Raw genomic sequence first — 22,121 nt, forward strand, 5'->3', positions numbered from 1 at the left:
CTGGGTCCTTATGCGGCAATTTCTGAAAGCTTGAGGAAGGCGCGCTTATGCGGCGCGCGCTGGGGTGTGAGCATGTTGTAGGCGCCAAGCTGGTCGGCCTGGCGCGGCGTTGCGGATAGCATGGGTGCCTTGATCATGTGGCGCGCCACGTCGGCATAGAAAGTCGTTGGCACCGGGTCGCGCAGGTATTGATGTACCGCTGAACGCAGCTCAGCGGTGCCCTCTATGTCGTCGGCGAGCTCACGAAATTCTTCGCGGCTTTCGCAGCGAATAAAGACAGATAGACGCCCGGTCGGTGTCTTGCCAAAACGCCCGACAAGCGCACCTTGGCCGAGCCGCGCACTCTGATGCGCGCGGGCACTCAGGCGCGTCATGCAAAACGGTTCAATCGGGTGCACATCGTCGAAAGAGGCCGTGACGCGCACATCGCGCCCTGTCCACCAGCCCACCAGATTACGTAGGCCTTCAAGGCTGCGAACCCGCGACAAGAGCGGCAAAACAGTTTTCAGGTGGCGGGTGTCGTCGCCTTTGCGCCCCACGATCCGCATGATCCGGTCGATGAAACTGGCGACCTCGCGGCCACGCGCGTCCTGCGTTGCTACAAGCACCTGCGCCTTTTCGGCCCGCACGCGCAGTTCTAATAGTCGCCTGTCAAACATGGCCAAGAAAGCACGCAGGCTTTCATCATCATTGTGCAGTGTCTTTTGCAGGGCGGCCTGAATGTGATCAGGCAAGGCGCTGTCGAAACCCGAAAGCGCACCGCCAGCGATGGCTGGTTCTGTAATCCCGCTATTTTGCGCGAGCGTCCCACGCCGCGCCTTGTCGCCCAAAGCATGAGTCCCATCCGGATAGGGGTCAAAGCGACCCGCTGCCAGTGCACGCGCCAAATGGGTGTTCCCCAATCGTTCAGCTTGCAAGAGCGGCAGGTCGATCAGGCTTTCGGCGGTTTTGTCCTTTATCCGCATGCCTGGCTCCCATGCATACGGGGGAACACCCGGAAGGGCTGTTCCCGGCCACGTTCGCGGACTTTCAACTGGAAGAACCGGTCATAGCTGACGAGTGAGCTGAAATAGATGTGTAGCGCGACGCCAAAGACATGGCCGGGAAACGGCAATGCATCAAGATCGATCATCACCTCGATCACGTTGCCGGAGGCCAAAAGCACATTGTTGCCAATGTGAACCGGTGCCGTTGTCGGGGTGACCGTCACATCCCAGACCGCGTTTGATGCATCCGTGTAGCCCTGTGGTGCGCAAAGGTTCAGCGCCTCCTTCAGCGCCTCGGCGGCTGTCTGTTGTTCGTAGATCGACGAGAAGTTGCCGTTGATCATCGACATGACATCCCAGAGCCGTTCGGGCCGTGTGTCGGGATCAACCGGCATCGACGGCTCATCCATCAATGCGAAGGGCAGGTCTGCCAGCGCCTCGGATTCCAGAAACATCTTCGCACCAGGACGGGGTGCGATGGCCGCACGCCCGTTTGAGCAGTACATGGACGCCACAAAATCAAGGACTGGAGGATCTTCGCCGACGGGACTTGTCACCGAGAAACTGACCTCACGCCGCGACGGATCAAACTCGCCCACGACATAGCGTTCCTGCCAGACCGGCAGATCCTGCGCACGTCTGCGCGAGGGTGACGTCACACGCGGCAGTGCCTGTTCCCCTTCTGCCGTCAGCTTGCGAATGTCGCGGATCTGCAAGCTGTCAACGGGCATCGTCTCGCTTAGCGACGGCTGTATCGGCACTTGCATGCGCGCGTAGTCGTACCTGACGGGTAGCGATTCATCGACGAAGATGTTCACAAGCGGCACCACATTGGTCGCGATATCCCCATCACCGACCTGATCCAGCGTGCCCGCCCCACGGCTGGAGAGGAAAAACCTCAGCTCAACAGGCCCCTCGGTCACAGCCTGAAAGCCGCCGTCAGTGTCTTTCAACGTGAAGAACGACGCTTTGTCCGGGAACGCAAAAAAGTCCCGCAGCCGCGCAATGGATTGGACCTGCGCAAGGTCGTTGGGCAGATAGGTCGTCCAGTCTTCCGCCATTGTCAGCACCAGGGCGTCTGGCTCCAGCACTTGGGCGTCCCGCTGCACCGTCTCTGCAGTGGACGCCTTGGCATAGGCGACGCCCAGAACCTCACCACTCAGCACATCGATCAGACGCTGTTTGCGCCCACCGCTGGCAGAAACGTAAAGCTCAATGCTTTTTCCCAGCGCTTCGGACAATGGCTGGCCTGCGTCAAGCGGATGCAACGTCAGAGTAAGCGCGGCCTCGCAGCCGCGGAACTGATCTGGCACGCCATAGCGAAACGGCGCGCGATCTAGCCTGATTTGGCCAACTCTTATCGGTGCGAGCCCCGTGTCGCGTGCAACCGAAAACCGGCAATCGGGTACATCACCGCCCAGCGTGACCGGCACGGCGGTGTCTTTGGGAATAGTTACGGGTTCGGTCAACTGGCCCTCTTCGCCCGCAGGCTGAATGACAGCGTAGCTGGGCGCGCCAAACAGAAAGCCGGGGGCGATCATCCGCATCAGGTCAATCGCGGTCTCGGGCATGGTATCGTCCATGCGCTTGTTCAGGCGTGCGGCTTCCAGTGCTAGACTATCGGCAAGTCGTTGAACATCAGGGTCGCTGCTGCGCCCCGCCGTGATCCCCAATTCCTTGGCTTTTTGTGGAAATGCGCGCTCGAACTCTTCAAAGGAGCGCCGCATATAATCGAGTTCATTTTCGAAATATTGTAGGATCTCTTCCATCGATCAGCCCCCGTTATCCACGTGCTGATCCATACGCGATAGGCGTTTTTCGATATCCACTGCCTCGGTATCAGAACCGACCTGTGATGTGCCGACCACAACGAAAGTCACGGAATTCTCTTGATCATTCTCGACAACGTCGATCTCCGACAGCGTGTTCAGCCGGGGCTCAAACGTGGTCAGCCGCTCGCGCAACACGCCACGTGTGCGCTTGCTTTGCGCGCCGTCGCCAAGCGCCCATTGCATGGGGACACCGTAGCACAGGTTTGACGACCTGACGTTTTGCAGACCATCTGGCACATCGCATTCGGGTGAGATTGACTGCAGCACGCTTTCGACCGTTGCGGCAATCCGCTTTTCCGTCGTGTCGTTTTCACGCAGTCCAAGGAATGCTGATGCGAAGCTCACCTATTGAACCCCCTCAAGCTTGCCTGCGCCGAAATCGGTTTTGAGCTGAATTTCCCCAAGGACGTTGTCGATCTGGTATTGTGGCCGCACCACGACCTGGCATTGGAACCTTGCGGTATCTGACGCGGCCTCGGTCACCTCAACCCGCGCGCCTTGCAGTGGAAACCGCGCCTGCACTTCGACCGACGCACTGGAGGGCGAGACGTAAGGATCAAACCAGTCGTTCAGAATTTGCTGGCATTCAGAAGCCGTTTTTACTTGCCCGATCAGCGCGCGAATCTGCACCTTCACATAATGCACAATACGGCAGGCGATCATCACCGATTGCAACTGCGTGATGATCTCTGATTGCGGCACGCCCTTGCAATCGGTCACCGACCTGTTGCCGACGAAATAGGGTATGTTGCTTTTTGTGCTTTCGGCCAGAACGACAAAGCCATTGTCGGAATAGGCCAGTGCCAGCTCGCGTGTCATGCGCGTCTTTGCGCGCAGGCTCCGTTCGCAGGAGTCAGGGATGGGGTGTTGTGTGGGCGCAAGTACAGCGCCGACACCAACCTCGTTTGAGACCAGCTTCAGAAAGCCGAACCACGCGCAGCGATTAAACTCGGCAATGACGGTCCGCAGAAAATCGTAGCACCCGCTGCCCCAAAGCCCCACGCTTTCGCTGGGCCATTGATGGAAACGGAACCCCAAATCAGCATCCTCGTACCGCCCGCGCAACTGCGTTTGCGGCACGACGAGACCGAGGAAACGGGCATTGGGGACGTTGCGCAAAGTCTGCCAAGCCCGAAACTCTTCGCCATTCAGCACATTCGATATGCGGCGTATGTCGGTAAACCAGGCTGCATCGCTCTCGCCAAAAAACTCATCGCCGACACCCATGATGATCGGGCACATGCAGGCCTCGCCCATCGCACAGATCAGTTGCGCGGTATAAAGATCGTCGAACTCGGTATCCACGCTCATCGACAGATTGTGGTCGATCATGGCGATGCCGAACGGCTCGCCCCCCAGGGTGTCCAGTTCGTTGTAGCCGAGTAGTGTGTAGAGTTGAGAGCGGCGTATTTCGCTCGAATAATGCAGATCTCTGCAAAGCTCGTCCCAGCTCAGATCAAGGATTTTTACTTTGATATTGTCGACGTCCGGCTTTGACCAAACGACGCTGGCAAGGCCCATCCACCGGGCTTCCAGATCCTGAAATTCGGGTGCTTCGATGATGGCGGTCAGCTGTGCGCTGATGACGTCTTCAATGTCCAGAACCAGCCGCAGCAGCAGGGAGCGAAATTGCGCCACATCACGATACCGCGCCTTGAATGCTGCAAGCTTCGCGCCCTCGGCGGCACGCGCAGCACTCTCCGCCTCTTCCGAGGCGGAGAGTATATCTTCTAAGGTTGTGACATTAGCGGTCAAAAACCGGTCCTTAGCCGCCAGGTATCTTCGTTACCATGCGGACAGAAGTCGTCAGCTCTTCCATCTGAAGCCAGGGGCGCAGATAAGCCACTGCCGAGTAGGCACCGGGTTTGCCGGGCTGCTCGATGACGTCAATGGTGCTCTCGGCCAAAGGCGTTTTCGAGCGTTCCGCATTCCCCATTGCGCCAGCATTAGTGTACTGGTCGATCCAGGCTTGCAGATCGGTCTTGATGTCGTTGGCTTCCAGGTTCGAGCCCAGCATGTCACGGCCCATGACCTTCAGGTAATGCGCAATGCGGCTTGCTGCCATGATGTAAGGCAAACGCGCCGAGATGGCAGCGTTTGACGTTGCATCAGGGTCCACAAATGTCTTGGGCCGCTGTGCCGTCTGGCTGCCGATGAATACCGCGTGGCTGGTATTCTTGTAGTGCACCAATGGCAGGAAGCCGAGGTCGGACAGCTCTTTCTCACGCTCGTCAGTCAGGTTGGTTTCAACAGGGCAGGCCTGCTGCACGTCACCCGCATCGCTTTTGAATGTGAGGTTCGGAAGCTGATCGACCTTGCCGCCATTTTCCAGACCACGAATAGCCGTGCACCAGCCAAAGGCCGTGAACGCGTCATTCATCTTCAGCGACATGTCATAAGCTGCGTTTGACCAGACCAACTCACTATTGTCCTTCGGACGCTGGTTGCCGTCGGCATCAGTGTCAAGCTCGTGGTAGTCGAACGTCTTCGCCGAACCGCCATTTGCACCATAAGGCAGACGCGCCATGGTTGATGGCAAGGTCAGTGTGACATACCGGCTTTCGTCGCTGTCACGGAAACCGTTCCAGGCGGCGTAAGTGGGCGAGTCAAATCCGGCGGCAACCGGGCGACCTTCGGCAAAGCTTTCAAAGCTGTTATACTCGAACATGTCTGGACCAGCCGCCGCAACGAAAGGTGCATGACAGGCTGCAGCGGTTTCCGCCATATATGTCAGCAGCGCCACGTCTTCGTCGCCATAGCCAAAGTAGTAGTCACCGATCAGCGCGCCATAGGGCTCACCACCGGCGGTACCGAACTCGTCCTGATATAGCGCTTCAAAGAGCGGGCTGCGGTCCACGGCGGGTGCATCCTCAAACTGCTCAAGCAGCTCTTCCTTGTTGTAGTCGACCAGCTTGATCTTCTGCTGAGGCCCAAGCTCGGTGTTCCGAACGACCTTCTGAACGCCGCGCCAAGAGCCTTCCAGCCTTTGGAACTTGTCGTTCTGCATGATGGCCGACATCTGCTTTGACATGATCTTATCGATCTCGGCGACGGCCTTGCGGATTGTCACGCCGACATTCTGGTCCCACACCAGTTGACCGTCCATCGCCTGTCCGGCGAGGACCGAAAGAAGCTCTTTCGTGGTGTCTTCGGGTGTCTGCGTTGTGGCCTCCAAGGCACGATCCAGGAGGCTGAGTTCTTTTGTTTCGCCGGCGGCTGCGCCGCCAGCGGCTTCTGCTTCTGACATTAGCCCTCACCCTTTTCTGTTGGTTCGACGCCGAGTTCTTCGCCAAGCGATTTCACCAGATCAGCGTCCTGCAGAATTTCTTTCAGCACCTTCTCAAGATCACGCGACCGGTCAGCTTTCGCCACCAGTGTCATGAGCTTTTCGCGCGTTTCCGCGAGTTTGCGCAGCGGCTCGACCTTGTCGACGATCGCATCTGGTTCGAAGTCTTTCATCGATTTGAAATCGAGGTTCACTTCGAACTCGGACCCGTCGTCCTGCACCTTGTTCTCGACAGTGTAGGTCAACTGCGGCCCGACGCGAGACATCACTTCGTTGAAGTTGTCCTTGTCGACGCCATAGAACGTCCGCTCTTCCAGATCTTCCTTGTCTTCGCGATCACCGGAGTAGCCCCCGATCATCGCTGTGACAAATGGCAGTTCCTTGCTTTGCTTGGAGCCGCCGTCTTCCACGTCGTAAGTAATGCTAACGCGGTTTTTACTTACGCGTTTTTGTTGTGCATTCAGTGCCATGGTTTCTACCTCCTTGGCGCTACTTCATCGCGTCTTGGTTACCAGATTCCAGCTTACCAAGCTTGAGGTCAAATTTCACGACATCACCTTTTTCGACCTTGCCTGCGGCATCTTCGTAGTAGTGGGTGATGGAAAGTGTCGTGAACGCAATTGTCAGAGCATTGCTGCCCGGCATTGCCGAATAGCTTGAAATCCGTGCTTCTTCCATCGTGATAATCTGCACTGGGATCAAGCCAGAGCCGTCATTTTTCGCTTTTGTTTCAACGATTTCAAGGGTCTTACCCTTGTCGCCGGGGGCGAAGAACAGCGTCTCGAGAATGCCTGATGCGCTGTCTGCTTCACGCTCAACAGACACGTCACCAAGGGTCGGGACGCCCGTTTCTGCATCACCGGCCGAGCCGACTGCAACAAACACAGAGCGGCTGAAACCGAGAGAGAAAGACCCGATGGGGAAAAAGCCCTTCTTACTTGCAATTTCTTTGACGCTTGCCATGCCTTTGAAGTCATTGATCCCGTCAATGCGCATGTAGATGTTAGCCATTTTTCACCTTTTATTTGGAGTGGGTTTAAGAGAGAGGGTTAAACTTGATTTCACCATTTGAAATCTTCCATCGGTAGATCGTCTTCCGGATCTGTCGAGGATTCTGGGTCAGCCTGCGGCGCGGGCTCGGGTGCCACTTCGCTGGGCGCTGATGTCGCGGGTTGCGGCTGGCTGGGTGCTGGCGCTGCGGCAGCGGGCGTCGGCACTGTCGAAGGTGCCGGGACTGCAGCTGCGTAATTGTCGAGTGTCGGATGTTCGACGCCGCCTGCGGGCGACGCCCCGCGGCGTCCGAAATTGTCCGAAAACCCCTGGCTTTCAAGCCCCGTCATCAGGGCCATCTGAGACATGCCGACACTGCCTTCGGTCAGAATTTCGCGGTAAAGCTCAGCCGCGCTGAGGTTCCCCCAGCGCACGGCACGGTCGAGCAGCAGACATATCGGAGAATGCGGCTCGGTCTGGCGGAAATACTTGGCAAGTTGTGCAATCGCCATGAGCGCTTCGTGCCGGTTTCCAACATCTGCATTCAGGCTGAAACCACCGCCCTTTCTGGCTGGCCCGCCGCCGGTTGGCGCATCTTCCATAGCTGCTTCGGCATTAGCTTCTGTCTCTGCCGCTGCCTCTTCTTCCTCGCCCGGCCATGGAAAGCCTAGCCCTTCGACAAGAAGCTGGCAGACACGCAGAACGTCGGAGACCAGACGTGTTCCATAGCCGATCAAAGGCGGCGTTTGACCATGCGCGCTGGCATAGGTTTTGACAGCCGTATCAAGCCGCGGGATTAGCTTTTCAAGCTCCTGCAAAGCCTCGACCAACTGCGTGAAAGTCTCTGCCTGGGCGCCAATAACCTCGGCTGCTTCGGCGCGAAGTGGGTCCATGGCCCCTTCGTTCTCGGCAGAGATTGCCCTGCCATATGTGACCTCACCCAAAAGCGGCAGATTGGTGATAGGTGCGTTCAACAGGCCCGATCCTTCAACCTCACCAAATAGCTGGATGAAGGGTCTTAGCCTCAGTTCGGCAACTTCGGCAGCACGACCCTCATCGGTGTCGGCTTTCAGCTTTTCTGGCGGCGGCGCCGGCTGCATGTCGGCGACGGATTGTTCCACCAGATTTGTGAGAACCGCCATCGCCTCGGCCGTTTTTGGCAGCGGTCTGGCCCCGTGAAGCTGTGCTGCGACAAACCAGGACAGAATCTCCAGGTCCTTCGAGGTCTCGATCAGGCACTTTTCGCACGCTTCAGACAGCGCCATCCAAGCCGTTGTATTCGCGCCTTCGAGCTCTTCATTCTGCAGAGATTCAGGTGTCTCGGAATAGCTTCTCCACGCCGCTTGCGATGCGTTGAACAGGTTGCGCAATCCGCGATATGTCGCGCGGTCACCCTTGAGGTAAATCCCGAACGGCAGATCGCCGGGAATGGGTGCCTCTAGATGGTTCACTGGACTACCTCCGCAATGCCAAGAAGCGAAAGCGGGGGATAAAGCTCAAGCGCACGTGCCGATTGCATGTTGAGAATAACGGAAAAGCGGCTGAGCGATTGCACCGGCAACGCGCCGGGAGTGTCACCTTCCAGCAGCACGCGCTCTGCCTGTACAGCAGCCAGGCGGCCAACATTGGCATAGCTGGTGCCTACGGCCATCAGCGCGCCGCTGTCGCGTACCATCTGCGTGTAGGCACTGAAGACAGGCAGATCCAACTCAGTCGCCGCTGCAACGAACGCGTCCTGATGCTCAAGGTTGAAAGAACTCGACCCGACATAGATCGCCTCGGCACCCCTTTCCTTCAGCGCTGCCATAGCTACTGGAATCTGGGCAGGGTCGACCTCGCCTTGCGCGTCCTGCGTGTAAAGCTCTTCGATGACTTCGAACTCCAACCCGCCGCTGATCGCCTGCAGCTTGGCCGTGTTGAGCTGAGAGTTCAGCTCACCCGGGTCATTGATGACGCCCAGCCTTTGGGGTCTGTAATATTCGAACATCAGTTGCATCTGCACCTCTTCGGGCACGCGATTGCGTACACCTGATATCAGCGGACGTCCGGTTGTTTCGTAACTTTCAACAATATCGGAACCGACAGGATCGGCAACAATCATAAAGAGAGCGGGCACGTCGCCCAATGCACTTTCTTCCCCGTAATTCGCACGCGTGCCCAGGATGCCCCGTGTCACGCTTGTGCCCCATGTCACAACGAGATCGGGCTCTTGGGCCTTTAACGTTTCCTGAATGCCTGGCAGCAAATCGCGGTCCCGTGCAACGTCGGTGACCTCAACCTCTACGGGTAAGTCGCGATCTTCAAAGTAGCGGATGAAGGCGTTGCAGGCATCTTCACAGCCGCGCCAGACCACCATGTGCACATTCGCAGGCGAAGTCGCATCGAACTCTGTTTCAGCCGCAGCAGAGAAGCCAAAGCTGACGATGGCACAAGCGGTGAGAAGTAACCTACGCATGGGCAACCGAGCTCCCGCGGCGAAGTGAGAGGAGGGCCATCACGCCCCCAAGGACAGAAACTGTGATGCCCAGAATCGCCGCGACTTGTCCGTAGTCAAGGACCACAAGCATCGCAGCAACCACCACCGGACCAATGACCGAACCGATACGTTCGCTGGTGCGCAGAAGGCTGAGCGCGCCTGTGCGTGTGATATCGGGGCTCCTTTCAGCCGCTTCCATGGCCGCCACGATCAGCGGCGCTTTCAGGAAGGCATGCACGACACCCAGCGCTGCGACCACGATCAGCACCATGGCCACCGAGGCGGACTGGTAGAGACCCAAGAGCACGATACCCGACGCGATTGTCGCAAAGATCACCATCCACAGGTTCTTGCCGAGGCGGTCAGCAAAGCCGGAGGCCAGTGGGCTGATCGGAATGATGATCAGCGAGTAGAGCATCATGATGCGCCCGATCTCAGACTGTGTTGCATCAAGGCTCGCCAGATAGATCGGCACAAAGAGGTAGAGGAAGCCGGTCAGGATGATCTTGGCCGGGATCGCGCAGAACAGAACGATCAGCACGAATTGCGTGTTGCGCATCAGCGTTGCAAGAGGGCTTTTGCTCATGCCTGCCGGCACGACCTTTTTCTCGGGCGCGGGCAGATCGGTGGACAGCATGTTCCAGCCCATGACCCCGGCAACGGCGGCAAAGACCATGGCGACAAGGAAGACGGGCTTGTAGCCCAGCCAATCGGCAAGGATCGCACCGATCGCAGTGCCGCACATTGTGGCAGTCATCAGGACGCCCACGAAAATCGCCATGCCCCGCGCGCGGTTCTCGGCAACAACAACAGCGGCGATATAGCTTTGGCAGCTGATCGTGATGATCGCGTAACCGACAGCGGTAATCGAGCGACCCAAAAGGATCTCGTTGCCACTGGAGGCCATGTAGCAAATGAAATAGCCGCAGATCGCAGGGACCAGACCGGCCAGGAACAGCGTCTTGTTTCCGAACTTGTCCACCAGGCGACCGGCGAACGGCGTAAATGCAGCAATGACGAACATGAACGCCGAAATCGGCAGACCCATCATGATGTCACGCGCGAAAAGATCATTCTCGGAGTAGTTTTCGGCCACGAAGAGCGGCAGGAAAGACTTCTGAAGCTCTTCGGCAAAGCAGAAGACAAAAAGCGGGATCCGTGCATCCATGATCGACGCACTGGAGCGCGGCTCTTTCACAAAGAGGCTTGTGCGGTCCGCAAATGCCCGCAACGAGGCCTTGCGCGCCGCGTCTTGTGTCGCAGAAAGCGCGCGGCTCACCGCGTCGCGCAGCCGCGCGTTCTGGGCGTTCAGCGCCTCGATAAAGGCCGCGATGCGACCGCGTCCACGGCCAATCTGGTATTCCCGCAAATCCCCGTCGGCACGCCGCCGCAGAGCATTCTCAGCACGGCGAAACGGTTCGGAAAGCTGGCTGTTTGAGAAGACGACAACGACTTCCAAAGCCACAAGCGAAACGGCAATCAGGATGACCAGCGTGTCAAAAAAGACCGATGTCATCTTGCCGCTGATGTATTCGTCATCGACCGTGGCAAGAACCTGCGCCAGAACGCGGCCTTCTGCGACGATATCAACGACCACAATCTCGGCGGACGCGTCTGCGCCCGTCAGCATAACGGCGACTTCTGTCAGAGAGGCGGCAGCACTTCCCGCCCAGCCCTCAGGCGCGTCCGCAAGATCAGAAGACTCAAGCGCCGACTCGGCAAGGTTCGCCGACCCAAGCTGTTCGGGCGTCATCACCTCAAGCGCACTGATCTCGGCGTGCTCTTCGACCAGAGCAGCCACATGCTCCTCAAGGCCGCGGAGTTCGCCAAAGGGAATGCCGATTTCCAAAGCGTATTCAATGTCTTGCGACACAGAGGTCGCAACCGCTTCGGCCTTTTCGATCAGGTAGGGCTTGAGCGCATTGTTGAATTGCACAACTGTCGCGCCGAAACTCAGGATCGCCACAATGATCATGGCGATTGTTGTGGTCAGGACAAGCCTGCGGGAAAAGCCCGCGATCAGGCGGGTTTGACCAGTGTTTTTCGCTTTACTCATGACGACAAACCTTTGGAACCAAGCTCTTGACTGGAAATCTTATCAAGCTCACCGCGCAACTCATCCACCTTGGCCGCGCCTTCTTTCAGCATGGCCTGAAGTTCGGCAGCCTCTGGTGAACCGCCATCCCGTTCACGGAAATCCGGCGCATCAGCGGCACGCGGATCCAACACGTTGAAAGCATGCCTGATGCCTGCAAACTGAAGCATCACGAAGGGGACCAGGAGCACCGCGACAAATACGAAAATCGACAAGTAAACCAGGCGCATCTGCGACAAGGATGCCGTCGCTTCTGCCATATATGCGTCGGTCTCGGCGACGATGACGATGGCGCCCATGATCGCGCCACTGGAGTCGAAAAGCAGGCGTCCGGTATAAAGCCGCTCACCCGCATCGAAGCGCGTCATCCTCTCTTGCGAACCGATCACACGACGCAGCACGCGATCGTTTTCCTCACGCGTGGTTTCAGCACTTCCTGACGACAGAAGTGGTGCGCCAATGGGAGAGACGATAGCGATCTGGACGATGCTGGGATCGTCAGCGCGCTCCCGATCAATAAGATCCTGGAGGCCGGTCATCTCGTCGATTGCAAAACCCAATGCCTCGGCCTGAAGAACCGACCTTTCAATCGAACTCGCCGAAATCTGTTGCCTTGACGAGGTTGCCTCTGCAACCAACGCGCGCAGTTTCAACTGATTCAATGCCCCCTGAAGCAGGAGCATTGCAACGATCACTGTGAACACCGAGAGGAGTACCTTGAGGTAAAGCTCTCTGAAAACTTGCCATTCCATACTCGCACCAATCACGTACATTTATGTTTTTTGTTTGTCGCCGGTTTGTCCCGGCTAGATTGACTCAAAGGCAGTAAGGTCAAAATTGGGGACTGGCCTTCCATGGCTTTGTGTAAACTGCGCTGTTGCGCTTTGTAGTTTTCATTTTGGAGCGCGCAGCCTTTTCGGATGCCTGCGTGCCCGGTATCAACGATTGGTTAACAGATGGTAACGTCAGATTTTGTGCTAATCCGCACGTATCGATACGAAAATGCGAGAACGTTCGCCAAAGGCCTTCGTCGAACTCAACCGCCCACCAAAACGGTGAAGCATCCCATCACGACGGTCCCTCCGTGAGAGCAGGTATCGCCGACCCGCGCCAAGGGCTTTTTCGACGCCAGAACCGTTGCCGACCCCTTCACAATTGTGTCGGGCGGACCGACGCAGGTGGCCGTCGACCCCATGCCAGCTGCCGGTAGTTTGCCGATCAGAACCGTCGGCGCCGAGGGCGCGAGTATCGGGCCGCCGACATGAGGCACCACACCCGTCACCATAGGGCAGACATGCATATCGGTGATGCGCGCAGCGGGAGGTCCGGGCATGTTATCTACCTTCCTGCGAAATGGTCGGCCAGCCGCCTTGAGCGACCTCCAGCCCGGTCTGGTAGGCCACGTCCTGCAGCCGTTCGAATTCTTCTTCCGTGCCGTCCATCAAAAGCGAAACGGCCCCCAATAGCGCCGAGCTGTGAAGGCCCTTTGGCGGCAACACAACCGGGCCATCGGGCGGCCCCATGCTGCCCGACCCGTTCCAGGCCACGGCACTGCAAAGCCAATGCAACGCTGTTTCGTTGTCAATCTTTTCCGACATATCCATCAACCGGACACGGATTCCTTCCTGAGGGTCTTTTACCCATCGTTCGGCGAGTGCCAGAACGTTGCTTTCGCTCTCGTCAAGCTCGGGCCGCATGGTGCGATAAACGGCAATGGCCCAACACACGCCTTCCCGTGGCGGCATGCCAAAGGCAAAGAAATTGGCGACATCAACGAATGAGCCGCTTTCCTTGAGCTTTCCAAGGGTGACTTCCGGTGGATCCTGGGTAACGACGACTTCAGCGGCCTCATCACTGACCGCAAAACGCGAGAGCAGTTCGGCGCTATCGTCAAATGGTATCTTACGCAGCAAAACGTTGTCCTAGTTGATCATCACCACACCGCCCTTGACGGTGGCCATGCCAGTTCCGGAAAGCTCGCACATCGGGCCCTCCACCTTGGCCTGAACCTTGCCCTTGGCGGTGAGTTGAAGTCCTTCAATATTCATTGTCGTCTTTGCAGCCAACTTGCCTGTAAGACCTTCGAGATTAAGTGCGGCATTGCTCTTGACATCAACTTTACTCTTGCCGGCGATCTCTACCTTCATGCCGTTGATCTTGATCCCGCTTGACGACAGCTCAAGGGAGTTGCTGCCAACCTTGAGCGTGATCTTACTAGTCGCGGTGAGCGCGATTTCCTTGGCGCTGATCTCGTCTTTCTTGGCGATATCGGCGCTACGGCTGTCGGCTTTCTCGGCAATCGCCTTGTCGACCGTGACTTTCCAGTCCTTCTTGATGTTCAGCGTTGAGGTTTCGCCGACGGTCACGGTCTCCAACTTGTCGATCTTGCGAACGACATTTTCCGGCACGATGAGCTCGTAATCCTTGGCCGCGCGCATGGCGAGCAGCTCTTTACCCTTCTCGTCGGTGAACTCAAGCTCGTTTTGTCCACCGTCCAGTTTGGTGACGATCCCCGATTTCTTGGTGTCCTTCTGGGCAAAAGGCGGCTTGTTCTTTGCGTTGTAGACCTGTCCCGTGATCACGGGCGCGTCCGGGTCCCCGTGCAGGAATGACACGAGCACTTCATGCCCGACCCGCGGTGTGAACTGCGCGCCATATCCCTTGCCCGCGAATGGCTCGGCCACACGCAGAAACGCACTGGCCTGTGCATCGCCATCCCAGAAAAAGCGGACTTTCACCCGGCCCTCGGCATCGCAAGAGATATCGCCGGCCTTGGCAGAGGACGACGCACCCACAACCTCGGCATTATGCACACCCGCAATGAGCGGCTTTGGCAGGCGTTTCGGGGCGGCAACATGGTCTTTCGGCACGGCAACAAACTGACAGCTCACCGCATTGCCACGAGTTGGCGCATAGACCACCTCGATCAGCGTGAAGCGTCCGTGGAATTCGCTGGCGCTATCGCTTGCGACGTCGATTTCCTGACCAATGAAGAGGCCCGGATGTTCTGTTGTGCCACGCAAGAGCACCTCTGGTGCCTGTTCGGCATTGACTAGAACAGTCATCTCGTCACTTGCCAGCTTCCCGACCGTCACGGCCCGGTATTCGGTGACCGTTGGCTTTTCGGACGTCTTCGCCTCGCTCGACGCTTTGGGGCCGCCTTTCGCAAATTTGGCCGTCTCGGCATCATAATGCGTCAGCGCGGCGGTATCTGGCCTGAGCGTCCGGTTCAGGGACAGCGACATAGCCTCTTCCAGTTCGACATTGCCAAGCTGCGCATCGGTCAGTGATACGACCTTTGGCTTGTCGGGATAAGGCAGCGACGTATCATGCAACAGCATCGTGTCCGCCGCCGACCCGTCGTGGAAGTAAAAGGCAAAGCCTTCCTCGGCCAGGATCCGGCGCACGAAATCAAGGTCATTTTCATTGTATTGAACGACCATGTCCCGCTTGACCTTGGGCTTGCTGCCCTTCACCTGCGCGCGGGCAAGACCATTGCGCGTCAGAACCTCTTTGAGAATGTCGAGCGAGGTCATGCTTTGATAGATCGCGCTCGCCTTGCTCAGGCCAAGTATGCCGAGCCACGGTTGCACTGTCAGGTCCAAGAGGGCGCGACCATCAGCGTCTTGCGACCGCTCTGCTGACATGATGATCCCTGCGAAATCGCGTGGTGTCAGCGACATGTAGGCATCAGCATCAAGCGCGATCTTGCAAACCTGCCCGACCACGTCTTTCAACGATTTGGGATCATGGGCAACGGTTAGATGATAACTCGGTACCTCTGAGAGACGTTCTTCAAACCGAAAGCCGGCGACCACGATGTCTTTGGTGTTTCCGATGGTTGCAAGAACGTCCGCAGTATTGTTTTCCGCCATGTCGCCTTCCAGCCCTTTTTATGATTCTTCGCGCGCACCAGCGCACTGCTCTTCGAGCCTGTTCAATGAATAATAGTCAAGCTCCGGAATGGCCTGCCCACGACCCCAGATCATGTCCGGGGCGGATGTGCCGAGGGAAGCGGGTCTGTGAGGCCATGATGCCAAATCCGTTCCAATGGGCATCGCATGCTCCCAATCAATGATCACCAACCCGCGGTTCGTGACAACAAAGTTTGACGATTTTATGTCCCCATGAATGAGACCTGCATCGTGAACGACCTGTAGTTTTTGCCGAAAATCCGAAAGCAGTTCCATCCATTCGGACAGCGGCACTTCGGTCAGCGTTGGCCCCGGCACATAGGACCGCGTGAGCGTCAAACCCTCAGCTGATCGGGCAAGGCTCACAAAGCGCGGTGCCACATCACCATCCAGCAGGCGCAAGGCGCGCGCCTCGTTTTCAAGAAGCGCCTCACCCGCTGCAGTAGTTGCCGTGGTGAAGACTTCACCACCCGGTCCAAACTTCCATTTGGACGCAAGTGCAGCACTCCCATTTTCTGTCTGGTCTGCGTGCAATCCTCGCACTCAGATCAGCAGGAGTTTGTCGCGCAGCGGGATCCAGCCACCCGCTTCGGATATCAGCCGAGGCACATCGTATTGGCCAAAGATGCGCGTGGCACCCCGACGTCGGAAGATCTCAAAGTACACAGCACTCGCCGGTCCATTGGGCTTTTGGGAGTTACCACCGAACCGCTTGCTGCCGCCAAGGCGCATCTCCACATTTGCGCGCCAATGCAACTCCATCGCAACGCGGTTGACTGCGCCGGTCATCGTGGCGGCAATGCCCACCTTCGCAAGCCCAGCGACAACATCTGAGGCGATGCCGACGGGGCCGACAGGAATTGCGGCGGTAACTAACTGCCCTCCTCGCACGCCAGCCTTCATGATCTTGCATTTCATGCAGACCTCCAGCCAATATTGGATCGTCCGGCTCTTGGGATAGCGCGCCGCAATCTCTCGCAGCATCTTAAGGTGCATCAATGTCGATCCGGTCGCATTAGAATGCTGCACAAGGCCGCCTACATCAACTGCAGTTGCGGTAGAGGCCAGCTTACCGGCTGTTCCAATACCTGCGCTACCGATCTTTTTGTAGGTCCGATGTTTCATATACTTTGAACTTCGCGGCGAAGCTGCGTTGTCAAACCCGTTCAACAGAAATTGTGGGTTGGGGGGCGCACTTGGATCGTAGCCATGCACTTCCTTACCGGAATCGTAGATCAACTTGGTGATCGCTAGCGCGACTGACAAAGCAGTGATGTCCAGCGCCTCACCGATTGATTCAGCAACCGCCCAGGTCAATGTCTCGCCGACATCGTACTTCTCTTCATTGCCAAGTGGCATTCGGTTTTCCAGTGTTCAAAAAGTGTCGTCTTGCGCCGATCATGTTTAGGTTCAGTAGCGGTTCACACACCAAGATTTGGGCGGCTATATCCCGTTGTTGTTAAAAGCAAAACGAAAAAGACCAAAACTACTCTGAAAAATGGTGCCCCCGCGCCCGGAGTTAGTCAAGAACAATTAGAGGATGAACTCAGAATGCCTTCGCACTTTTAGCTTACTTGGCGCCCATGATAATTGTTACTCCGGTACGATGTTCTGATAAGCCTGCGGCTTCTTCACTTTTCCTGCGCTAATGCAGCGTGCGAAACATCTGTATCTCGGGCTTTTTCGCCGTTGATAGAAACCACTGGACATATGGCCAAAAACTGAGGCGATTGGTGTTATCACCTTAATGTCCGCATATGTGAGCAGCTCAACGTCTAACATGAACCAAAACAAAGATCATTTACGCTCATAACAAAAAGTGAAGAGCTTGCGGAAAGCAGTTTTGGCGTTGCAGAAATCACTGGCCGCCTGCCGAACGATGCATAGTTATAGTGCAAGATCAGCCATCAACGCGTCTTTGTCATAGGTGGATTTATCGGCCGTTCGCTTAGTGCGTCCCTGCTCCATCACCGTAAATGTGTCCGCGATACGGTAGGCAAAATCGGCATTCTGTTCGACCAGGACAATCGCCATCTGTCCCTGATCGCGCAGTGTTTCCAGCGCATCGCCGATCTGCTGGATCACGTTGGGCTGAATGCCCTCCGTCGGCTCATCGAGCAGCAGCACCTTCGGTTGGGTGATCAATGCGCGGGCAATGGCCAGTTGCTGTTGTTGTCCGCCTGACAGGTCGCCACCGCGCCGCGATTGCATGTCGCGCAGAACCGGGAAGAGGTCGAAGACGTAATCCGTAATATGATGATCAGTCTTGGGCAGACAAGCAAAACCGGTTTCGAGGTTTTCAAGCACGCTCATCATCGGAAAGACTTCGCGGCCTTGCGGGACATAAGCGATGCCCGCGCGGGCGGCGTTATAGGCCGAGGACAGTGCCACCGGTGACCCGCCCACGTGCACCTCGCCTGCCGCAAACGGGTGTCGACCCGATATCGCCTTCAACAGGCTCGTCTTGCCGACGCCGTTATTGCCCATCACCGCAGTGATCTGCCCGACCGCAGCCGTGACCGACACATCAAACAGGATCTGGCTTTGCCCGTATTTCAGATCGATATGGCGGGCCTCAAGCATGGCCGCGCCCCAGATAGACGTCGATCACAGTCTGATTTGACGTCACATGGTCGAGGCTGCCCTCAGCAAGAACCGAACCCTCATGCAGCACGGTCACCTTGCAATCGAGGCGGCGAACGAATTCCATATCGTGCTCCACCACCACAACCGCCCGCGTCTTGGCCGCCTCTTTCAGGATATCGGTGGTCTTTTCGCGCTCTTCCGGCGTCATGCCTGCCGCTGGTTCATCGACCAGCATCAAGCGCGGTTCCTGCGCCAGCAACATGCCGATCTCCAACCATTGCTTTTGCCCATGGCTCAGCTCCCCTGCCACGCGGGTCAGGCTGTCGGACAGGCCGATCTGCGCGGCCACGGCCTCAATCCGTTCCGCGTTCCGTTTGGTTTTCTTGTGCATCAGCACGGTAAACGGCCCGCGCGGGTTTTTCAGCGCCATTGCGAGGTTCTGGCGCACCGCTTGCGCCTCAAACACAGTCGGTTTCTGGAATTTACGCCCGATCCCCTCCATCGCGATCTTGCTTTCCGACATGCCCAAAAGCGAGATGTTGCGATCCCCCCAGATTACCGTCCCCTCATCCGGCTTCGTCTTGCCGGTGACGATATCCATGAATGTCGTCTTGCCCGCGCCGTTGGGCCCGATAATCGCGCGCAGCTCGGTCGGGGCGAAGTTGATCGACAGGTTGTTGATCGCGCGAAACCCGTCAAACGAGACAGAGACGCCGGAAACCTCCAAAAGCATGCTCATGACGGCTTCCTGACGAGGTAGTCAAAAAGGCCGCCGATCCCTTTGGGAAAGAAGAGCGTGACGGCGACAAACGAAACGCCCAGCAGGACAAGCCACCAATCGGTCCATTGGATCGTGTAGAAACCAAGGTTGATATCGGGTGCTCCGCCGCCAGTGAACCAGCTGGAGAGAAGCGAGACAAAGGCCGCCCCAATCACCGCCCCGTAAAGCCGCCCGCGCCCGCCGATGGCGACCCAGACGGCAAGATAGATCGACGCGATGGGGGCAATTTCACCGGGATTGATGATGCCAGCCTGCGGGTAGTAAAGCGCGCCTGCGATCCCGGCGACCACAGCGGTGGTCGTGAAAACGAAGAGCTTGTAGCTCTCCACATGATAGCCCAAAAACCGCACCCGCGCCTCGTTATCGCGGATGCCTTTGATCACGCTGCCCATCTTGCCGGAGATGATCCAGGCAAAGAAGACATAGCCCGCGCCAAGTGCGATGGCGGAAGCGATAAAGAAGATGATCGAGATTGTGGCCTGAGAGACGTCCTCGTAGCCGGGGATGTTCTGCAGGCCCGACAGACCGTTATTGCCGCGCAGGCCGCTATCGTTCTGGAAGAGGTAGAGCGCCAGTGCCAGGGTCATCGCCTGTGTCAGGATCGACAGGTAAACACCTGTCACCCGGCTGCGGAAGGCGAGCCAACCGAAGACCAGCGCAAGCAGGCCCGGCACCAGCACGACGAAAAGAAGCTGCAGCGCGAGGCTATCGGCAAAGGCCCAGATCGCCGGGAACTCCGAACTACCGACGACGCCGAAAATCTGGTTGCCAATCGCATCCGAAATCTCTTGCGGCGTGGGCGGGATCGCCTGTGCTGCGAGGCTTTCCAGCACGATGATTTCCGTGCGCGCATACATCAGCCACATGCCAATCGCATAGCCGCCAATGCCGAAGAAGGCGAAATGCCCAAGGCTGAGGATACCGCAATAACCCCAGACAACGTCCATCGCGATGGCCACAAGGCAGAGGCACAGCGTCTTGCCCAGTGTCTTGACGAAGGAGGTGGAGATCAGGCCGATGCCTGTGGCTTCCGACAGGATGGTCACCGCAATGGTGAAGAGCGCGAGGAACGCAATGAACCACAGGACGGATGGGTTCTGCGCGAGGAATGACTTATGCATTTGCGCCGCCTTCGGCGTCGCCACGCTGAGGGGGCTTTGCCCCCTCAGACACCCCCAGAGTTTTTTGGCCAAGATGAAGATGGAACATGGGGTTAATCCGCTGCCGCCCGACCTTTGAGGGCGACAATGCCCTTGGGCCGGAACTGGATGAAGAGGATGATGAAGAGGATCATGTAGGTTTGCGCTGCGAGGGTGTTCGAGGGGTTCATCCACTCGATCCCCTTTTGCAGAAACCCGATGAGTGAGGCACCTGCGAGCGTGCCCCAGACATTGCCAACGCCACCAACGACGACTGTCATGAAGGATTGGACGATGTAATCTGCGCCCATCTCAGACGTGACTTTGGCATAAAGGCCAATCGCGACGCCTGCGATCCCGGCAATGCCGGAACCAAGGCCAAAGGTTAGCATGTTAATCCGATCCGGATTAATCCCCATCGAGGCGGCCATGCCCGGGTTCTGGGTGACGGCGCGTACCTCCAGCCCAAGCCGCGTGCGTTTGAGGACGAAAAGGATCAGGGCGAGAAACATCAGCGCCATCACGAAAATCGCGATGCGGATATAGCTGATGGCAATGACATCGTTGATGACCAGCGCTCCGTCGAGCCATTCAGGCGAGGTCAACGGGCGGGCTTGTGTGCCGAAGATATTCTTGGCCAATTGCTGCAAGGCGATTGAGATGCCAAAGGTGGCGAGCAAGGTTTCCAGCGGGCGGTGATAGAGATACCGGATCACCAGTCGTTCCATCGCCACACCCGCGCCAAAGGTAATCGCAAAGGCCAGCGGCAGGGCGATGACGATCGAAACCGTGTAATCGGGCACGAATTGCTGGACGACAAAACCGGTATAGGCGCCCATCATGATGAACTCGCCATGGGCCATGTTGATCACACCCATCACGCCAAAGGTGATGGCCAGCCCAATGGCGGCGAGAAAATAGATCGAAGCGAGCGAGAGGGCATCAAGGCCCAGATCGGCGGCTTGGCTAAAGCCGACGCGCGTTTCAATCGCGTCAAGGGCGGCGCGGGCGGCATCAGTTGCGGCCACGTCGGGTTCGCTGTAAGATGCGAAAAAGACATGGGCGGCGACAGCATCGATTTGCGCCTGCGGTTTCACCCGTTCCGGCACCAGACCATCGCGCGCAAGTGCATCATAGGCCAGCCCGCGTGCCGCGTCGGTATCGAGTGCGTGGATCGGTACACCGCCCACTTCGCCACCCGCGATATTGGCGATCAGGGCATCGCGGATATCGTCGTTTGAGACCAAGGGCGGGGCAAGGTTAGCAGCGACAAGCCGTGCGTAGGCATCGGCCTGCTTCAGGTCACCGCCAACCACCAGCACTTCAGCCACATTGGCATCTTCAGGGAGCGCTTCGGCGACCGCATCTTCCGTGGCGAGGATCCGGTTGAGCACGGCGCGGACATCGACGGAGAGGTCGGACGAGAGCGCGTCAATCGCGGCAACACGTTCCTCGCTTGTGTCGGCAAACAGGGCTGCAAGCATGCCCGCCAGACGGGTTTTGACCGCTTTCAGTGCAGCATCCGGCTCACCTTCGATGGAGGCTCGCAGCGGCTCAAGCTGGCTCACATCCATGCTGCGGGCAATGGCGTCCACCGCGGCCTGCCGTTTGGCGATATCGGGGTCGGAAAGCTGGAATTGAACCAGCGCGTCGCCAATCGCGCGACGCACACCGCCATTCGGGCGGGATTCGGTCAAGTCGTTCTCGGCGGCTTGCTCCTCGGCACCGGTATCGAGGTCCGCGATCGTGGCCGTATCGCCCTCGGCGATCACGCGGAAGAACAAGCCATCACTTTCGCGCTGCACAATCTCGCGGTCGCGCCAGGCCTCCAGAAACGGGACCACTTGCGGCAAACCACTGGCGATCAGGTCGTCCAGCACCACGCCCACGGACCGGCGGCCAGGTTTCAGAACCTCTTCTGCGTGGGTTTGCAGGATGTCCTGCACGCTTTGCGCCTGAACCATCACAGGCAGCGTCAACCACAGCGCAAGGGCCAGAAAAATCCGTCGGAACATGGGTCTCTTGAGCCGGTCTGT

Annotated in this window: 20 protein-coding genes; all 20 read right to left on the bottom strand. The window is 57.7% G+C overall.

The features are described from left to right. Nucleotides 1-8 precede the first annotated feature (8 nt). The 20 genes from SLH49_RS17625 to urtB all read right to left on the bottom strand — a co-directional run bounded on the left by SLH49_RS17625 (nucleotide 9) and on the right by urtB (nucleotide 22,100). Entirely contained in the window at nucleotides 9-965 is a 957-nt protein-coding gene (locus SLH49_RS17625) for a type VI secretion system baseplate subunit TssG (protein WP_320270473.1), read from the bottom strand. Continuing rightward, nucleotides 956-2,755, bottom strand: coding sequence for a type VI secretion system baseplate subunit TssF (locus tag SLH49_RS17630; protein ID WP_320270474.1), 1,800 nt, complete (start codon nucleotides 2,753-2,755; stop codon nucleotides 956-958). The genes SLH49_RS17625 and SLH49_RS17630 overlap by 10 nt, the downstream gene beginning before the upstream one ends. Nucleotides 2,756-2,758: 3 nt before the next feature. Further along, nucleotides 2,759-3,163, bottom strand: a complete 405-nt coding sequence (locus SLH49_RS17635) for a hypothetical protein (protein ID WP_320270475.1) — start codon at nucleotides 3,161-3,163, stop codon at nucleotides 2,759-2,761. Further along, nucleotides 3,164-4,573, bottom strand: a complete 1,410-nt coding sequence (locus SLH49_RS17640) for a type VI secretion system contractile sheath domain-containing protein (RefSeq protein ID WP_320270476.1) — start codon at nucleotides 4,571-4,573, stop codon at nucleotides 3,164-3,166. 10 nt (nucleotides 4,574-4,583) lie between these two features. Further along, entirely contained in the window at nucleotides 4,584-6,065 is a 1,482-nt protein-coding gene (gene tssC, locus SLH49_RS17645; protein WP_320270477.1) for a type VI secretion system contractile sheath large subunit, read from the bottom strand. Next, complete coding sequence (gene tssB / locus SLH49_RS17650) at nucleotides 6,065-6,574, bottom strand: type VI secretion system contractile sheath small subunit (protein WP_320242916.1); 510 nt, start codon at nucleotides 6,572-6,574, stop codon at nucleotides 6,065-6,067. The genes tssC and tssB overlap by 1 nt, the downstream gene beginning before the upstream one ends. A gap of 19 nt (nucleotides 6,575-6,593) precedes the next feature. Next, entirely contained in the window at nucleotides 6,594-7,115 is a 522-nt protein-coding gene (locus SLH49_RS17655; protein WP_320270478.1) for a type VI secretion system tube protein Hcp, read from the bottom strand. Between the two features lie 50 nt (nucleotides 7,116-7,165). Continuing rightward, entirely contained in the window at nucleotides 7,166-8,545 is a 1,380-nt protein-coding gene (locus tag SLH49_RS17660) for an ImpA family type VI secretion system protein (protein WP_320270479.1), read from the bottom strand. Then, nucleotides 8,542-9,549: an ABC transporter substrate-binding protein gene (locus SLH49_RS17665; RefSeq protein ID WP_320270480.1), complete on the bottom strand. Its 1,008-nt coding sequence runs from the start codon at nucleotides 9,547-9,549 to the stop codon at nucleotides 8,542-8,544. Before SLH49_RS17665 ends, SLH49_RS17660 begins: the two co-directional genes overlap by 4 nt. Beyond that, nucleotides 9,542-11,626: an MFS transporter gene (locus tag SLH49_RS17670; RefSeq protein WP_320270481.1), complete on the bottom strand. Its 2,085-nt coding sequence runs from the start codon at nucleotides 11,624-11,626 to the stop codon at nucleotides 9,542-9,544. The genes SLH49_RS17665 and SLH49_RS17670 overlap by 8 nt, the downstream gene beginning before the upstream one ends. Beyond that, entirely contained in the window at nucleotides 11,623-12,417 is a 795-nt protein-coding gene (locus SLH49_RS17675; RefSeq protein ID WP_320270482.1) for a hypothetical protein, read from the bottom strand. The genes SLH49_RS17670 and SLH49_RS17675 overlap by 4 nt, the downstream gene beginning before the upstream one ends. 284 nt (nucleotides 12,418-12,701) lie before the next feature. Beyond that, nucleotides 12,702-12,998, bottom strand: a complete 297-nt coding sequence (locus tag SLH49_RS17680; protein ID WP_320242904.1) for a PAAR domain-containing protein — start codon at nucleotides 12,996-12,998, stop codon at nucleotides 12,702-12,704. 1 nt (nucleotide 12,999) lies between these two features. Next, entirely contained in the window at nucleotides 13,000-13,578 is a 579-nt protein-coding gene (locus SLH49_RS17685) for a DUF6931 family protein (protein ID WP_320270483.1), read from the bottom strand. A gap of 9 nt (nucleotides 13,579-13,587) precedes the next feature. Further along, complete coding sequence (locus SLH49_RS17690) at nucleotides 13,588-15,540, bottom strand: type VI secretion system Vgr family protein (protein WP_320270484.1); 1,953 nt, start codon at nucleotides 15,538-15,540, stop codon at nucleotides 13,588-13,590. Nucleotides 15,541-15,558: 18 nt separating this feature from the next. After that, entirely contained in the window at nucleotides 15,559-16,122 is a 564-nt protein-coding gene (locus tag SLH49_RS17695) for a phosphotransferase (protein WP_320270485.1), read from the bottom strand. Further along, entirely contained in the window at nucleotides 16,123-16,938 is an 816-nt protein-coding gene (locus SLH49_RS17700; RefSeq protein WP_320270486.1) for a hypothetical protein, read from the bottom strand. It abuts the gene before it with no gap. A 528-nt stretch (nucleotides 16,939-17,466) separates the two neighbouring features. Next, nucleotides 17,467-18,162 (bottom strand): urea ABC transporter ATP-binding subunit UrtE, encoded by a 696-nt coding sequence (gene urtE / locus SLH49_RS17705; RefSeq protein ID WP_320270487.1) that lies wholly within the window; start codon nucleotides 18,160-18,162, stop codon nucleotides 17,467-17,469. Further along, a complete protein-coding gene (gene urtD, locus SLH49_RS17710; RefSeq protein WP_320270488.1) occupies nucleotides 18,155-18,904 on the bottom strand; it encodes an urea ABC transporter ATP-binding protein UrtD in 750 nt (249 codons plus the stop codon). Before urtD ends, urtE begins: the two co-directional genes overlap by 8 nt. Beyond that, on the bottom strand, nucleotides 18,901-20,067 hold the full coding sequence (gene urtC / locus SLH49_RS17715) for an urea ABC transporter permease subunit UrtC (protein WP_320270489.1): 1,167 nt from the start codon (nucleotides 20,065-20,067) through the stop codon (nucleotides 18,901-18,903). Before urtC ends, urtD begins: the two co-directional genes overlap by 4 nt. Nucleotides 20,068-20,159: 92 nt before the next feature. Beyond that, on the bottom strand, nucleotides 20,160-22,100 hold the full coding sequence (urtB, locus tag SLH49_RS17720; protein WP_320270490.1) for an urea ABC transporter permease subunit UrtB: 1,941 nt from the start codon (nucleotides 22,098-22,100) through the stop codon (nucleotides 20,160-20,162). Between the last annotated feature and the right edge of the window lie 21 nt (nucleotides 22,101-22,121).

Origin of the sequence: Cognatiyoonia sp. IB215446 (genome assembly GCF_033963825.1) — a bacterium.
In the GTDB taxonomy this organism is placed as follows: Bacteria; Pseudomonadota; Alphaproteobacteria; order Rhodobacterales; family Rhodobacteraceae; genus Yoonia.